The sequence below is a fragment of the Pseudomonas acericola (SeqCode) genome, assembly GCF_053456465.1.
The window spans coordinates 145,794-160,814 of the sequence record NZ_JBRFJB010000011.1 but is presented as its reverse complement, the minus strand read 5'-3'; the positions used below and the strand labels follow the sequence as shown (position 1 = coordinate 160,814).

General features: G+C 61.1%; 13 protein-coding genes. 7 read left to right on the top strand and 6 right to left on the bottom strand.

What is annotated here, in order from left to right:
* Window positions 1-213 precede the first annotated feature (213 nt).
* Together ACU688_RS26575 and aptA are read right to left on the bottom strand one after the other, a co-directional pair.
* Window positions 214-1,707, bottom strand: a complete 1,494-nt coding sequence (locus ACU688_RS26575) for a CoA-acylating methylmalonate-semialdehyde dehydrogenase (RefSeq protein WP_034103145.1) — start codon at window positions 1,705-1,707, stop codon at window positions 214-216.
* Between the two features lie 39 nt (window positions 1,708-1,746).
* Window positions 1,747-3,096, bottom strand: coding sequence for an omega-aminotransferase AptA (aptA, locus tag ACU688_RS26570; protein WP_124528144.1), 1,350 nt, complete (start codon window positions 3,094-3,096; stop codon window positions 1,747-1,749).
* A 126-nt stretch (window positions 3,097-3,222) separates the two neighbouring features.
* Here aptA and ACU688_RS26565 point away from each other — a divergent pair, with 126 nt between their 5' ends.
* From ACU688_RS26565 to ACU688_RS26540, 6 genes are all read left to right on the top strand, one after another.
* On the top strand, window positions 3,223-4,143 hold the full coding sequence (locus ACU688_RS26565; RefSeq protein ID WP_448187025.1) for a LysR family transcriptional regulator: 921 nt from the start codon (window positions 3,223-3,225) through the stop codon (window positions 4,141-4,143).
* A 79-nt stretch (window positions 4,144-4,222) separates the two neighbouring features.
* A complete protein-coding gene (locus ACU688_RS26560) occupies window positions 4,223-5,614 on the top strand; it encodes a uracil-xanthine permease family protein (RefSeq protein ID WP_448187024.1) in 1,392 nt (463 codons plus the stop codon).
* Window positions 5,615-5,701: 87 nt separating this feature from the next.
* Complete coding sequence (locus ACU688_RS26555; RefSeq protein WP_017735261.1) at window positions 5,702-6,361, top strand: TetR/AcrR family transcriptional regulator; 660 nt, start codon at window positions 5,702-5,704, stop codon at window positions 6,359-6,361.
* Window positions 6,362-6,373: 12 nt separating this feature from the next.
* Window positions 6,374-6,955 carry an IMPACT family protein gene (locus ACU688_RS26550; RefSeq protein WP_448187023.1) on the top strand — a complete coding sequence of 194 codons (582 nt, stop codon included), beginning with the start codon at window positions 6,374-6,376 and terminating at the stop codon, window positions 6,953-6,955.
* Window positions 6,956-6,989: 34 nt separating this feature from the next.
* The gene (locus ACU688_RS26545; protein ID WP_448187022.1) at window positions 6,990-7,676 is read left to right on the top strand and encodes an SDR family oxidoreductase; all 687 of its coding nucleotides are present in this window, start codon (window positions 6,990-6,992) and stop codon (window positions 7,674-7,676) included.
* Between the two features lie 152 nt (window positions 7,677-7,828).
* On the top strand, window positions 7,829-9,187 hold the full coding sequence (locus ACU688_RS26540) for an 8-oxoguanine deaminase (RefSeq protein WP_448187021.1): 1,359 nt from the start codon (window positions 7,829-7,831) through the stop codon (window positions 9,185-9,187).
* 137 nt (window positions 9,188-9,324) lie between these two features.
* Here ACU688_RS26540 and ACU688_RS26535 read toward each other — a convergent pair whose 3' ends face one another.
* Window positions 9,325-10,410, bottom strand: coding sequence for a calcium:cation antiporter (locus ACU688_RS26535; protein ID WP_257783071.1), 1,086 nt, complete (start codon window positions 10,408-10,410; stop codon window positions 9,325-9,327).
* Window positions 10,411-10,604: 194 nt separating this feature from the next.
* On the opposite strand from ACU688_RS26535, the gene ACU688_RS26530 reads away from it, so the two are divergent.
* Window positions 10,605-11,558 (top strand): adenosine deaminase, encoded by a 954-nt coding sequence (locus ACU688_RS26530; protein WP_017735266.1) that lies wholly within the window; start codon window positions 10,605-10,607, stop codon window positions 11,556-11,558.
* Between the two features lie 142 nt (window positions 11,559-11,700).
* Here ACU688_RS26530 and ACU688_RS26525 read toward each other — a convergent pair whose 3' ends face one another.
* The 3 genes from ACU688_RS26525 to vimR all read right to left on the bottom strand — a co-directional run bounded on the left by ACU688_RS26525 (window position 11,701) and on the right by vimR (window position 14,925).
* Window positions 11,701-13,071: an MFS transporter gene (locus ACU688_RS26525; protein ID WP_448187020.1), complete on the bottom strand. Its 1,371-nt coding sequence runs from the start codon at window positions 13,069-13,071 to the stop codon at window positions 11,701-11,703.
* A gap of 103 nt (window positions 13,072-13,174) precedes the next feature.
* On the bottom strand, window positions 13,175-13,861 hold the full coding sequence (locus tag ACU688_RS26520; protein ID WP_448187019.1) for an ArsR/SmtB family transcription factor: 687 nt from the start codon (window positions 13,859-13,861) through the stop codon (window positions 13,175-13,177).
* A 134-nt stretch (window positions 13,862-13,995) separates the two neighbouring features.
* On the bottom strand, window positions 13,996-14,925 hold the full coding sequence (gene vimR, locus ACU688_RS26515) for a transcription regulator VimR (protein ID WP_448187018.1): 930 nt from the start codon (window positions 14,923-14,925) through the stop codon (window positions 13,996-13,998).
* Window positions 14,926-15,021: the final 96 nt, after the last annotated feature.

Here is a 15,021-nt window from a genome sequence, read left to right as displayed (position 1 = left end):
TGATCACTTCGATAAACTGAAGCAACCCACTGCCGAAACCTACATAACTCATTGTTTACCAAGGAGTTTTCCGTTTCGACTGCGCCGGAAGTGGGGCGAATTATAGACATCTGGAATCTGCCGTCAATGCCTTTCTTCATATTTCTGTCATATAAGTCAGAAACACCCCAAAAACGCGAAAGCCGGCCCCGAGGGGCCGGCTTTCAGCCGACGTTACAAGCTAGGGAAAGCAAACTGCGACGCTTCATGGCTGGCCCGTTGCGGCCAACGCTGGGTAATCGCCTTGCGACGGGTATAGAAACGCACGCCATCCGGCCCATAGGCATGCAAGTCGCCAAACAGTGAGCGCTTCCAGCCACCAAAGCTGTGATACGCCACCGGCACCGGCAGCGGAACGTTAACCCCCACCATGCCCACTTCAATCTCATCACAGAACAGACGCGCCGCTTCCCCGTCACGGGTAAAGATGCAGGTGCCGTTGCCATATTCATGATCGTTGATCAGTTGCATTGCCGCTTCCAGGCTATCCACCCGAACCACGCACAGTACCGGCCCAAAGATCTCTTCTTTGTAGATACGCATCTCAGGCGTCACATGGTCAAACAAGCTACCACCCAGGAAGAAGCCCTCTTCGTGACCGGCGACACTCAGACCACGGCCATCAACCACCAACTTCGCGCCCGAAGAAACACCGTCTTCTATATAGCCACTGACCTTATCCCGCGCCTGCCCCGTCACCAGCGGCCCCATATCCAGACCGCACGACGTACCCGCGCCAATCTTCAGCGCCTTGACCTGCGGCACCAGCTTGGCGATCAACGCATCGGCCACCTGGTCGCCCACACACACGGCCACCGAGATCGCCATGCAACGCTCGCCACACGAACCGTACGCCGCGCCCATCAAGGCACTGACCGCGTTATCCAGATCGGCATCCGGCATCAGCACCGCATGGTTCTTCGCCCCACCCAGCGCCTGCACACGTTTGCCGCGCTTGGTCGCTTCGGAATAAATGTATTCGGCAATCGGTGTCGAGCCCACAAAACTCAGCGCCTTCACTTCCGGCGCTTCGATCAGCGCATCCACCGCGCCCTTGTCACCGTGCACCACGCTCAACACACCTTTCGGCAGACCGGCTTCCTGCAACAGTTGTGCGATCAGCAGCGTCGAACTGGGATCGCGCTCCGAAGGTTTCAAGATGAAACAGTTACCGCACACGATCGCCAGCGGGTACATCCACAGCGGCACCATCGCCGGGAAGTTGAACGGCGTAATACCGGCCACCACGCCCAACGGCTGGAAGTCCGACCACGCATCAATGTTCGGTCCTACATTACGGCTGTATTCGCCCTTCAGAATCTCCGGCGCCGAGCACGCATACTCGACGTTCTCGATCCCACGCTTCAACTCACCCGCAGCGTCTTCCAGCGTCTTGCCATGCTCTTCGCTGATCAACTGCGAGATACGCGCTTCGTTCTGCTCCAGCAATTGCTTGAAACGGAACATCACCTGGGCACGCTTGGCCGGCGGCGTATTGCGCCAAGCCGGGAATGCGGCCTTGGCCGAGTCGATCGCCTGTTGAATGGTTTCACGACTGGCCAACGGCACCTGGTGGATCACCTGGCCAGTGGACGGGTTGTACACGTCGGCACTACGGCCGCTGTCATTGACCAACTCACCGTTGATCAAGTGCTGGATAAGGCTCATGCGGGGCTCCTGAAAAATTGTTCTATATAGAAGGAGAAATCAGTCGATCTTGTTCAGCACTTCGCCGACCGCATCGAACAGGCGATCCAGGTCCTGCGGCTTGCTGTTGAACGTTGGCCCGAACTGCAGGGTGTCACCGCCAAAGCGCACGTAGAAACCGGCTTTCCACAAGGCCATGCCGGCCTCGAATGGACGCACGATGGCATCACCGTCACGCGGGGCAATCTGGATCGCACCGGCCAGGCCGTAGTTACGGATGTCGATCACGTTCTTGCTGCCCTTCAACCCGTGCAGCGCATTCTCAAAGTGCGGCGCGACTTCGGCTACGCTCTGCACCAGATTTTCCTTCTGCAACAGGTCCAACGCCGCCAGGCCAGCGGCGCACGCGACCGGGTGCGCCGAGTAGGTGTAGCCGTGGGGGAATTCCACCGCGTACTCCGGCGTCGCCTGGTTCATGAACGTCTGGTAGATCTCACTGCTGGCAATCACCGCGCCCATCGGGATCGCGCCGTTGGTGACTTGCTTGGCGATGCACATCAGGTCCGGGGTCACGCCGAAGCTGTCGGCACCAAACATCGAGCCAGTGCGGCCGAAACCGGTGATCACTTCATCGAACACCAACAGGATGTTGTGTTGGTCGCAGATCTCACGCAGACGCTTGAGATAACCCTGCGGCGGCACCAGCACGCCAGCAGAACCGGCCATCGGCTCGACGAACACCGCAGCGATGTTCGACGCATCGTGCAACTCGATCAGCTTGAGCAACTCATCGGCCAGCGCGATACCACCCAGCTCCGGCATGCCACGGGAGAAGGCATTGCTCGCCAGCAAGGTGTGGGGCAGATGGTCAACATCCATCATCGCCTGACCAAAAATCTTACGGTTACCGTTCACACCGCCCAGGCTGGTACCGGCGATGTTCACACCGTGATAACCACGGGCGCGGCCGATCATCTTGGTCTTGGTGGCCTGGCCCTTCAGGCGCCAGTACCCACGCACCATCTTCACCGCGGTATCGGCGCACTCGGAGCCGGAGTCGGTGAAGAACACGTGGTTCAGGTTGCCTGGGGTCAGGTCGGTAATCTTTTCTGCCAATTGAAAGGACAACGGATGACCGTATTGGAAGCCCGGCGAGTAGTCCAAGGTGCCCAGCTGCTTGGCCACCGCTTCCTGGATTTCCTTGCGCGTATGCCCGGCGCCGCAGGTCCACAGGCCCGACAACGAGTCGTAGACCTTGCGCCCCTTGTCATCGATCAACCAGCTACCTTCCGCGCCCACGATCAAGCGCGGATCACGCTGGAAGTTGCGATTGGCGGTGTACGGCATCCAGTGCGCGTCCAGCTTCAATTGGCTGGCCAGGGACGATGGGGCGTTTTCGGGCATGTTCATCAGCAAAACCTCGCAGGGCAAAAGGCAGCGTCGGGATTGAAAAAGCGTTGTTGCAGCTAAATTGCCACGGCGATAAAGTCGGTGAAATTCAACTCTTCTAACCTTCAGTCAGGCCTTCACTAAACTATGAGCAGCCGTCGCACCGATCCCCTGGCCCAAGTCAGCGACTTCGATATCCGCTTGTTGCGCATTTTTCGCAGCGTGGTGGAATGCGGCGGCTTCTCGGCGGCAGAGACGGTGCTCGGCATCGGCCGCTCCGCCATCAGCCAGCAAATGAGCGATCTCGAGCAACGCCTCGGATTAAGACTGTGCCAACGCGGCCGCGCCGGTTTCTCCCTCACCGAAGAAGGCCGCGAGGTCTACCAATCGGCACTGCAACTATTAAGTGCCTTGGAAAGCTTTCGCACCGAGGTCAACGGCCTGCACCAGCATCTGCGCGGCGAGTTGATCATCGGCCTCACCGACAACCTCGTCACCCTGCCCCACATGCGCATCACCCACGCCCTGGCGCAGTTGAAGGAGCGCGGACCGGACGTGCAAATCCAGATCCGCATGATCGCCCCCAACGAAGTCGAGCAGGGCGTACTCGACGGCCGCCTGCACGTCGGCGTGGTGCCCCAGGCCAGTGCCTTGTCGGGGCTGGAATACCAGCCGCTGTACAGCGAACGCTCGCTGCTTTATTGCGCGGTCGGCCACCCGTTGTTCTACGCCGACAACAAACAACTGGACGACGCACGCATCGACAGCCAGGACGCCATCGCCCCCACCTTCCGTCTGCCCGCCGATATCCAGGCCCACTATCAGGCACTCAACTGCACCGCCAGCGCCTCGGACCGCGAAGGCATGGCCTTCCTGATCCTCACCGGCCGCTACATCGGCTACCTGCCTGATCACTACGCCAGCCTGTGGGTGCAACAAGGCCGACTGCGTGCGCTGAAACCGGCTACACGTTTTTACGATTTAAGCCTGGCATCGGTCACGCGCAAAGGCCGTCGCCCTCATTTGGTGCTGGAAAGCTTCCTGGAGAGCCTGGCCGCGACCCGCTAACTCGGGCCCAAACCAAAAGCTGAGCAGTTGGACAGCTTTTTGCAAGAACCAGAGGACATAGACCCTGAGCTTGCCCGCCATGCCACCAGAATCCTCCAGCAGCGACCTGATCTACGGCCTCAACGACCGCCCGAAACCCGCCCCGGCCTTCCTCGCCGCACTGCAACATGTGCTGGCCGCGTTCGTCGGCATCATTACCCCGCCGCTGATCATCGGCTCCACCCTGGGCCTGACCGCGCATTTGCCCTACCTGATCAGCATGGCGTTGATGGTTTCCGGCGTCGGCACCTTCATCCAGGCACGTAGGCCGTTTGGCATAGGCGCGGGGATGATCTGTCTGCAAGGCACCAGTTTTGCGTTTCTCGGTGCGGTGCTGTCGGCGGGTTTCCTGGTGAAACAACGCGGCGGCAGCCCGGAGGACATCATGGCGATGATCTTCGGCGTGTGCTTTTTCGGCGCCATGGTGCAGATCGTGCTCAGCCGTTTCATCGGCCAACTGCGCCGGGTAATCACGCCTTTGGTAACGGGGATTGTCATTACCCTGATCGGCATCAGCTTGATCAAGGTCGGCATCACGGATCTGGGCGGCGGTTTCAACGCCGCCGACTTCGGCGCCCCCACCAACCTGGCTCTGGGCGTGTTCGTGGTGTTGACGATCATCCTGCTCAACCGCTCCAACACACCATGGGTGCGACTCTCGGCCATCATCATCGGCCTCGCCCTCGGCAGCCTCGCAGCCTGGTTCAGCGGCAAACTCGTGCCCCAAGCCTTGCCCGACCTGCCCCTGGTCAGCCTGCCGATCCCATTCCGCTTTGGATTCAACTTCGACTGGAGCGCTTTCCTACCCATCGCGCTGATTTATCTGATCAGCAGCATCGAAACCGTCGGCGACCTCACCGCCAACTGCATGATCGCCCGCCAGCCCATCAGCGGCCCTTCTTATATAAGCCGGCTCAAGGGCGGCGTCCTCGGTGATGGCGTCAGTTGCATGATCGCCGCCACCTTCAGCGCCTTCCCCAACACCACCTTCGCGCAGAACAACGGCGTGATCCAACTCACTGGCGTGGCCAGCCGTTACGTTGGCTTATACATCGGCGTGGTACTGTTTTGCCTCGGCTTGTTTCCGCTGATCGGCGCGGTGCTCCAGCAAATCCCCAAACCGGTCTTGGGCGGCGCGACCCTGGTGATGTTCGGCAGCGTGGCCGCCGCCGGCGTACGCATCCTTGCGCAGGCGCCGCTGGACCGGCGCAGCATGCTGATCATCGCTACCTCGTTCGGCGTCGGCCTGGGCATCGCCGCCCAACCGAACCTGCTGCACCTGATGCCGACCCTGGTGCAGAACCTGTTCGACTCGGCCATCACCAGCGGCGGCCTGACCGCCATTGTGTTGTGCCTGTTATTACCGGAAGCCAAGGCCGACAACCTTGCCGCAAACCACGCGCCGGAAAGCGACACCGTGGAATCGCTCTGACGGTTTTATTGCATCAGGACTTGTCTGAGGCTTGAGGGTGGGTTATCTGTGCACACGTCGTCTCTATCGATCTGCACGGAAACCTCCATGAGCCTCGAAGTTCCTGCCCACAGCAACCCCGCCGGAAAACCCGCCAGCCGCATTCGGCAAAAGAACGAACAAGCGATTCTGCAGGCAGCTGAAGACGAATTCGCGCGCCATGGCTACAAAGGCACCAGCATGAACACCATTGCTGCCAGTGCCGGGCTGCCCAAGGCCAACTTGCACTACTACTTCACCAACAAGCTGGGCCTGTATATCGCGGTGCTCAGCAATATCCTCGAACTGTGGGACAGCACCTTCAACACGCTGACCGCCGAGGATGACCCGGCCGTGGCCCTGAGCCGCTACATCCGTACCAAAATGGAGTTCTCGCGGCGCCAACCCCAGGCTTCGCGGATCTTCGCCATGGAGATCATCAGTGGCGGCGAATGCCTCACCGAATATTTCAGCCAGGACTACCGCGCCTGGTTCAGCGGCCGCGCCGCCGTGTTCCAGGCCTGGATCGACGCCGGCAAGATGGACCCGGTAGACCCGGTGCACCTGATCTTCCTGCTATGGGGCAGCACCCAGCACTACGCTGACTTCGCCACGCAGATCTGCCGCGTCACCGGTCGAACCAAGCTGACCAAGCAGGACATGGAAGACGCCGGCACCAACCTGATCCACATCATTCTCAAAGGCTGTGGCGTCAAGCCCGCCCTATAAACGAAGCGACTTATGCCTTTCACGCTCACCGGCCTTTGCGAATTTCATGAAGAAATCCGCAAAAGCCGCTTTATCACCCTCGCCGCGCCGATCACCAGCCCGCAGGACGCCCAGGCGTTTTTCGCGCAACACAGCGACGTGAACGCCACGCACAACTGCTGGGCGTGGAAACTCGCCGATCAATACCGCAGCAATGACGACGGCGAACCCGGTGGCACCGCTGGCCGACCGATCCTCGCCGCTATCGAAGCGCAAGGTTTCGATCAGGTCGCGGTGCTGGTGATCCGCTGGTACGGCGGCATCCAGCTGGGCACCGGTGGCCTCGCCCGCGCGTATGGCGGCGGTGCGAACAAATGCCTGCAAAACGCCGAACGCATTGAGCTGATCAGCCGCGTGCCGCTGAGTTGCGCCTGCGGATTCGCGGAATTGAACCTGGTGAAACTGCGCGTCGCCGAACTGGGCGGGCTGGTCGTGGAAGAATCCTTCACCGCCAACGGCGTCGAGCTACAACTCGCCGTGGGCGAAGCGCATATCGATACCCTGCAAATTCAACTCGCCGACCTCAGCCGTGGGCGTATCCTGCTCCAACGCTGAACTCCCTGAACCGCGACTCCAAAGGAAGCTTTTCATGTCTACGCCAAAAACCGCACTGATCATCGGCGCCTCGCGCGGGCTGGGCCTTGGCCTGGTCAAGCAACTGCTCCAGGACGGCTGGGACGTAACCGCCACCGTGCGTGACCCGAGCAAGGCTGACGCCCTCAAAGCCGTGGGCCCGGTACAGATCGAGAAACTCGACATGGACGATCAGCAAGCCGTGATTGCCCTAAGCCAGCGCCTCAAGGACCGCACCTTTGACCTGCTGTTCGTCAACGCCGGCGTCAAAGGCCCCGCCAACCAGGAGCCTGGCCACGCCACCCTGGCGGAAGTCGGCCAACTGTTCTTCACCAATGCCGTGGCACCGATCAACCTGGCCCAGCGCTTTGTCGGGCAGATCCGGCAAGACAGCGGTGTGCTGGCCTTCATGAGTTCGGTGCTGGGCAGCGTGACCATTCCCGACGGCTCCGACCTGGCGCTGTACAAGGCCAGCAAGGCCGCGCTCAACTCCATGACCAACAGCTTCGTCACCCAACTGGGCGGGCAAAAACTCACCGTGCTGTCGCTGCACCCGGGCTGGGTGAAGACCGACATGGGCGGCGAAAACGCCCACATCGACGTCGACACCAGCGTGCGTGGCCTGGTGGATCAGGTAAATGCCTACACCGGAAAAGGCGGCCATCACTTCATCGACTACAAAGGCGACACCATTGCCTGGTAATTCCCACAGCAGTCTCGTCCACTTTCCTACATGTGGACGAGATCTTGAACTACACGTAATCTAAGCCCTCGCCTTCACCGGCGACCCTGGATCAGCAGACAGGGCAACACTGAGCTGGCAAACCTGAACCCATCATTCAGAGGAGCCGGCCAATGCCTGCGACCCGTATTTGGTTAAAAAACCCCCTCGCGATTTTCACTGCCAATGGCCTCGACGCCCGTGGCGGCCTGGTGCTGCAAGACGGTGTGATCAGCGAAGTGCTGGCCCTGGGCCAAACACCCGCCCAGCCCTGCGCACAAACCTTCGATGCCCGCGAACATGTGATCCTGCCGGGCCTGATCAACACCCACCACCACTTCTATCAAACCCTGACCCGCGCCTGGGCGCCGGTGGTTAACCAGCCATTGTTCCCGTGGCTGAAAACCCTGTACCCGGTCTGGGCCCGCCTCACCCCGGAAAAACTCGCCCTCGCCACCAAGGTTGCGCTGGCCGAATTGCTGCTGTCGGGCTGCACCACCGCGGCCGACCACCACTACCTGTTCCCCGACGGCCTGGAAAACGCCATCGACGTGCAAGTGCAAAGCGTGCGTGAACTGGGCATGCGCGCCATGCTCACCCGCGGTTCCATGAGTTTGGGCGAAGCCGATGGCGGCCTGCCGCCGCAACAAACCGTGCAACAAGGCCAAGTGATCCTCGACGACAGCCAGCGCCTGATCCGCGAGTACCACCAGCGCGACGACGGCGCACAAATCCAGATCGCCCTGGCGCCGTGCTCGCCGTTTTCCGTCACCCCGGAAATCATGCGCGCCAGCGCCGAATTGGCTGACAGCCTCGACGTGCGCCTACACACCCACCTGGCGGAAACCCTCGACGAAGAAGACTTCTGCCTGCAACGTTTTGGCCTACGAACCGTGGACTACCTCGACAGCGTCGGCTGGCTCGGCCCGCGCACCTGGCTGGCCCACGGCATTCACTTCAACCCGGACGAAATCGAACGCCTCGGCGCCGCCGGCACCGGCATCTGCCATTGCCCAAGCTCGAACATGCGCCTGGCGTCCGGCATCTGCCCGACCCTTGACCTGCTCGCCGCCGGCGCACCGATCGGCCTGGGCGTGGACGGCTCGGCCTCCAACGATGCGTCGAACATGATCCTCGAGGCGCGCCAGGCCCTGTATATCCAGCGCCTGCGTTACGGTGCGGAAAGAATCACCCCTGAAGGCGTGCTGGGCTGGGCGACCAAAGGTTCGGCGCAGTTGCTGGGGCGTACGGACATCGGCGAATTGGCCGTAGGCAAACAGGCCGATCTGGCGCTGTTCAAGCTCGATGAGCTGCGCTTCTCCGGCAGCCATGATCCGATTTCAGCGCTGCTGTTGTGCGGCGCCGACCGGGCGGACCGGGTGATGGTGGCGGGTAAATGGCGGGTGATTGACGGTCAAGTGGAAGGCCTGGACCTGAAGGGTCTGATCGCCGATCACACCCAAGCCGCCCGCCAGCTAATCGCCGGAACCTGATCCGGACGCCGATCAAAATGTGGGAGCTGGCTTGCCTGCGATAGCGGTCCAACAGTCAACACTGAAGTGACTGAACCACTGCTATCGCGGGCAAGCCCGCTCCCACATAAGCCCACTCCCACAGAAGTTTGCGGTGTTTAGAGGCCCAACAGCGACAACATGATAAACGTCGCAAACAACACAAAATGCGTCATCCCCTCAATGGCATTGGTCTCACCATCGTTGAGGTTGATCGCACTGACAATCAGCGTGATAAACACCATCACCGTCTGCACCGGCGTCATCGCCATCTGGAACGGCTGCCCGGTATAGAGCGCCATCGCCTCCATCACCGGCACCGTGAGAATCACCGTCGATAGCGATGCCCCCAACGCAATGTTGACCACCGACTGCATGCGGTTGGCCAAGGCTGCGCGCAACGCCGTCAAGATCTCCGGCGCCGCCGAAATCGCCGCCACCACAATCGCTGTGATCACCGGCGGCGCGCCCGTGCCTTCCAGGCCCAGGTCCAGGGTTTTCGACATCACTTCGGCCAACGCGCCAATCACAATCACGCCAAACACCAAGGTGCCGATGGAAAACGCCAGGTTGATCGACGGCGCTTCTTCCGACGGTTTCTTGCCGCGTTTCTCTGGGTAGTTGTAGCTGAAGAAATAACTGTGCGGCCCCACCTGCATGCGCAGGAACAGGGTGTAAAGCACCACCATCGCGCCAATGGTGAAGGCCGAGTAAATTTTCCAGTCGGCCTCGGGGATAAATTCCGGCACCACCATCGACACGCCCATGGCGGTAAGGATCATCACGCTGTAGCTGCGCGCCGAATCGTCGTTGTAGGACTGTTCACCGTGCTTGATGCCACCCATCAGCGCCGCCAGGCCGAGGATGCCGTTGATGTCGAGCATCACGGCGGAATAAATCGTGTCGCGCACCAACGTTGGCGACGGCTCGTTACTCATCATGATCGCCAGGATCACCACTTCCACCAGCACGGCGGCGAGGGTCAGGATCATGGTGCCGTAGGGGTCGCCGACCTTTTCCGCGAGCTGCTCGGCGTGGTGCGCCACGCGCATCGAGGCGATCACGATAAACGCGATCAGCACCACCCCGCCGAGCAGCGCCACGCCCTGGCCGCTGTTGAGCATCCAGTGCTCCAACGGGTAGGCGGCGATGGCGGCAAGCAGCGCCAGCAGCATGAATTTTTCTTGCTTGAGGGATGTGAGCATTCCGGGCCTTTTTGTACGGCAAATCAGTCATTGATGGGGTACAGACTACGGCACGCTGCTAACGTTTCGTTACACCTTAGTTCACGCGGCCCTTGCGCGAATGCAACAAAAACAATCCTGCTGGTCAGGTTTTGCCAATTATTTCAGCCATGGCCTGTAGAATGCCGCCATTGCACCTGATGAGAATTTAGAAAATGTACGATTGGCTCAACGCCCTGCCCAAGGCTGAACTGCACCTGCACCTGGAGGGTTCGCTGGAGCCTGAGCTGCTGTTTGCCCTGGCCGAACGCAACAAGATTGCGCTGCCGTGGAACGACGTCGAAACCCTGCGCAAGGCCTACGCCTTCAACAACCTGCAAGAGTTTCTCGACCTGTACTACAAGGGCGCCGATGTGCTGCGCACGTCCCAGGATTTCTACGACCTGACCTGGGCCTACCTGCTGCGCTGCAAAGAACAGAACGTGATCCACACCGAACCGTTCTTCGACCCGCAAACCCACACCGACCGTGGCATCCCGTTCGAAGTGGTGCTCAACGGCATCGCCGCCGCACTCAAAGATGGCGAACAGCAACTGGGCATCACCAGCGGTTTGATCCTCAGCTTCCTGCGCCACCTGAGCGAAGCCGAAGCCGAGAAAACCCTCGACATGGCTCTGCCGTTCCGTGACGCGTTCGTGGCCGTGGGCCTGGACAGCTCGGAGATGGGTCACCCGCCGAGCAAGTTCCAGCGCGTGTTCGACCGTGCCCGCCACGAGGGCTTCCTCACCGTCGCCCACGCCGGCGAAGAAGGCCCGCCCGAGTACATCTGGGAAGCCCTCGACCTGCTGAAAATCCAGCGTATCGACCACGGCGTGCGCGCCATCGAAGACGAGCGCCTGATGCAGCGCATCATTGATGAGCAGATCCCGCTGACCGTGTGCCCGCTGTCCAACACCAAACTGTGTGTGTTCGACGACATGGCCCAGCACAACATCCTCGACATGCTTGAGCGTGGCGTGAAGGTCACGGTGAACTCCGATGACCCGGCGTACTTCGGCGGTTATGTCACCGAGAACTTCCACGCGCTGCACACCTCGCTGGGCATGACCCAGGACCAGGCCAAACGCCTGGCGCAGAACAGCCTGGATGCGCGGTTGGTAAAGCCGTAATTGACTAAACGCGGATAAAACTGTGGGAGCTGGCTTGCCTGCGATGCAGGCACCTCGGTATATCAGTGACACCGAGGTGATGCTATCGCAGGCAAGCCAGCTCCCACACAAGCCAGCTCCCACATGGGTTTTGTGTTGCTGGTTAGATTTCGCTCAACTCTTCCAGCGTCTTCCCCTTCGTCTCCATCCCAAACACCCACACCACCAGCGCCGCCACCGCAAAGCACAGCGCGCCCAAGGCAAACACACCGCCCTGCCCCGTCATCGGAAACACCAACCCGGTCACCATCGGCCCCAGCAACGAACCCACCCGGCCAATCGCCGAGGCAAACCCGGACCCGGTCGCCCGCGCCGACGTGGGATACAGCTCCGGCGTGTAGGTGTACAACACCGCCCACATGCCAAACAGAAAGAACTGCATCAACAAGCCCGACGTGATCAGCAAGCCCACATTGCCGCCAAACACCGCGCTTTGCCCATACAGAAACGCCATCACCCCGCCGCCCAGCAGCGTCACCACGCACACCGGTTTACGTCCCCAGCGTTCCACCAGCCAGGCCGCCATCAGGAAGCCAGGGATCCCGCCGAGGGAAATGATCACCGTGTAATACACCGACTGGGTGACCGCAAAACCCGACTGCTGCAACAGCGCACTCAACCATGACGTCAGCCCGTAAAAGCCGAGCAAGGCAAAGAACCACACGCTCCAGATCATCATCGTGCGTTGGCGATACTGCGCCGACCACAACTGCTGAAACGCCGAGAAGAACGTGCCCGGCGTGCTCTCCACCCGTGGCAGGCGGATCGGTTCCGGCAGTTGCGTGCTGCCCAGGGAGTCGCGCACTTTCTGCTCGATGCCCTGCAACACCTTGTCTGCCGCGTCATGCCGGCCGGCCTGCTCCAGCCAGCGCGGTGACTCCGGGATAAAGAAGCGGATCGCCAGTACAAATACCGCCGGCACCGCCAACACCAGGAAGATGTCGCGCCAGCCAATCACCGGCAGCAAGAAGTACGACAGCACCCCCGCTGCCACAAAGCCCAGCGGCCAGAAACCGTCCATCAAGGCGATGTAACGCCCACGCCGTTTGGCCGGAATCAACTCCGAGAGCATCGACTGCGCGATGGGAAACTCCATGCCCATGCCAATGCCCAGCAGGATGCGAAACAGCGTCAGCGTCTCCACCGTCTGCGCCGTGGAGCACAGGTAACTGGCGATGCCCCACAACACGATGCTCCACTGGAACACCGGCTTGCGCCCGAAGCGGTCGGCGAGCATCCCGGACAGCGACGCCCCCACCACCATGCCGAAAAAACTCGAACTGGCCAGCAGCCCGGCCTGGGCCGTACTCAAACCGAACTCGGCTTTGATCGAGCCTAAAAGGAAGGTCATCATCGCCAGGTCCATGGAGTCGAAGAAAAACGCCAGGGCGATGATGATGAAAATAACCCGGTGGTAGCCGCTGATGGGCAACCGTTCCAGCCGTTCCGCTGCGCTATAGCCTTGCATACCCATGCCGCACCCCCTGTGTGAAAAGTCCCCGCGGTGAGTGTGCGGCATGGTTTTACGGGGTTATTGCTGGATGCGACCTGATTGAAACTCTGAACGACGATCGCGCCTACGGAGCGGCCAATCGGTTGATTTCTGCCGTCCCACTGTCGTTGACTTGCAGCCCCTGGGACTCTTTGGTCAGGCTGACCCAGTTCGATTGCAGGAACAATTGCAGCAACCCCGCGCCCAACGCCCCACCCAAGTGCGGCAACTGCTGGCTCCAATCGAAACAGTCGCACACCACCGGCGATGCCAGCGCCTGGGTATAAATGCCCAGGCCCGCCATGTGCTGCGCGCCCTTGACCGTGACATCCGTGCGTTGCTCATGGCGTTCAATCCAGCCTGCGGCCAACATCCGCTGATACAACCCCGCCGCCAGTTCGCCGCCGAGATGGCCATTACACAGCCGTGCATGGCGCAACAACAGCGGCGCTATCAATGCCGGTGGCGAAGCATCCGGGCGACTGCGCGCGGCGCTGGCCATGGTGGTGTTGGCCAACGCATCGATGGCGGCGCTGACATCGGGCGCCGCCACGCGAAACAAGCGTTGGCCGCGACGGTTCTCGCTGCGCAACAGGCCACCACCGGTCAGCCGCGCCAGGTGTGCAACGGCCGAGGCAGGCGACAGACCGGCCAGCGCCGCCAATTCCTCCGAAGACTTCGCCGAGCCGTCCATCAACGCCCAGAGCATGGCGGTGCGCTTGGGCTCGGCGAGCAGGCTGGCAATGTGACTGATGCAAGGTGCTGCTTCCATGTATTCACTCCCTGTTGAACCACTTTTCTGCTGTGCTGGGCGTCAAAGTATAGGGGCGCAGGCAGCCGGTTCCGCGCCGTCTGACAGCGCGGATAGCGACAGGATTTGAGTGAAACTTCCTCGCTTTCTAGAGGCTATTGCCGAGAGGCCAATCGCTCCGGCCATTGCGCGGTCAACGTCGCACAACGCGCCACGAGCATTTCGCGCAGCAGGTTGACGGGTTTGCTCAGTTGGGCGCGGTGGGCACAGAGCAGATTCAGCGGCGTTCGCTCGCCACGCAGCTCCGGCAGAATCACCCGCAAGCGGCCGGCCAGCACATCGGTGCTGACATCCAGCCAGGACTTGTAGGCAATCCCCACACCCGCCACCGCCCAGCGCCGCACGACGTCGGCATCGTCACTGAAGCGATCGCCGCTCACCGTCAGGCTGATGTCGCGCTTGCCGTCGTGAAAGCTCCAATGGTCATGCACGCGACTGCCGAGCATATACAGCAGGCAATTGTGCTGGGCCAATTGCTCAAGGTGCCGGGGTTCACCGTACTGCGCGAGGTAGCTGGGCGAGGCGCACAGCACACGCACATTCTGCGGCGCCACCGGTAACGCGATCAGGCTGGAGTCTTCGGGTTCGCCGTAGCGCAGGGCGATGTCCACCGGCTGGCGAAACAGGTCGGCAATGCGGTCGCCCAGCAGCAAGCGCACGGTCAGTTGCGGGTGTTCACGTTGGAATTCATCCAGCCATGCCAGCAGATGGTTGCGGCCGAAGTCCGACGGCGCCGACAGTTGCAGCACGCCACTGACATGATCCTGGCCACTGGCCAATAGCCGGCGCCCCTCGTCCAGTGAACCCAAGGCGGCGCGGGCATATTCCAGGAAGCCCTCGCCTTCGGCGGTCAGGCGCAGGCTGCGGGTGGAACGGGCCAGCAAGCGCGCGCCGAGTTGTTGCTCAATACGCTTCAACGCGGCGCTGGCAACCGCCGGTGACAAGTCCATGACCCGCGCCGCCGCCGACAGACTGCCCAGGTCCGCCGCGCGCACAAACAACTGCAAATCATCAAAACGCAGCATGATCCCCGCCAATTATCAAAATTATATTGAAACAGACCTCTGTTTTAGCCGCTTTTATCTCGCGGGGAAATAGCCAATCATCTGCCCATCCCATTC

What these genes read in the sequence shown, in the direction of transcription:
- ACU688_RS26575 (WP_034103145.1), bottom strand. Translation starts at nt 1,707, where the DNA reads ATGAGCCTTATCCAGCACTTGATCAACGGTGAGTTGGTCAATGACAGC.
- aptA (WP_124528144.1), bottom strand. Translation starts at nt 3,096, where the DNA reads ATGAACATGCCCGAAAACGCCCCATCGTCCCTGGCCAGCCAATTGAAG.
- ACU688_RS26565 (WP_448187025.1), top strand. Translation starts at nt 3,223, where the DNA reads ATGAGCAGCCGTCGCACCGATCCCCTGGCCCAAGTCAGCGACTTCGAT.
- ACU688_RS26560 (WP_448187024.1), top strand. Translation starts at nt 4,223, where the DNA reads ATGCCACCAGAATCCTCCAGCAGCGACCTGATCTACGGCCTCAACGAC.
- ACU688_RS26555 (WP_017735261.1), top strand. Translation starts at nt 5,702, where the DNA reads ATGAGCCTCGAAGTTCCTGCCCACAGCAACCCCGCCGGAAAACCCGCC.
- ACU688_RS26550 (WP_448187023.1), top strand. Translation starts at nt 6,374, where the DNA reads ATGCCTTTCACGCTCACCGGCCTTTGCGAATTTCATGAAGAAATCCGC.
- ACU688_RS26545 (WP_448187022.1), top strand. Translation starts at nt 6,990, where the DNA reads ATGTCTACGCCAAAAACCGCACTGATCATCGGCGCCTCGCGCGGGCTG.
- ACU688_RS26540 (WP_448187021.1), top strand. Translation starts at nt 7,829, where the DNA reads ATGCCTGCGACCCGTATTTGGTTAAAAAACCCCCTCGCGATTTTCACT.
- ACU688_RS26535 (WP_257783071.1), bottom strand. Translation starts at nt 10,410, where the DNA reads ATGCTCACATCCCTCAAGCAAGAAAAATTCATGCTGCTGGCGCTGCTT.
- ACU688_RS26530 (WP_017735266.1), top strand. Translation starts at nt 10,605, where the DNA reads ATGTACGATTGGCTCAACGCCCTGCCCAAGGCTGAACTGCACCTGCAC.
- ACU688_RS26525 (WP_448187020.1), bottom strand. Translation starts at nt 13,071, where the DNA reads ATGGGTATGCAAGGCTATAGCGCAGCGGAACGGCTGGAACGGTTGCCC.
- ACU688_RS26520 (WP_448187019.1), bottom strand. Translation starts at nt 13,861, where the DNA reads ATGGAAGCAGCACCTTGCATCAGTCACATTGCCAGCCTGCTCGCCGAG.
- vimR (WP_448187018.1), bottom strand. Translation starts at nt 14,925, where the DNA reads ATGCTGCGTTTTGATGATTTGCAGTTGTTTGTGCGCGCGGCGGACCTG.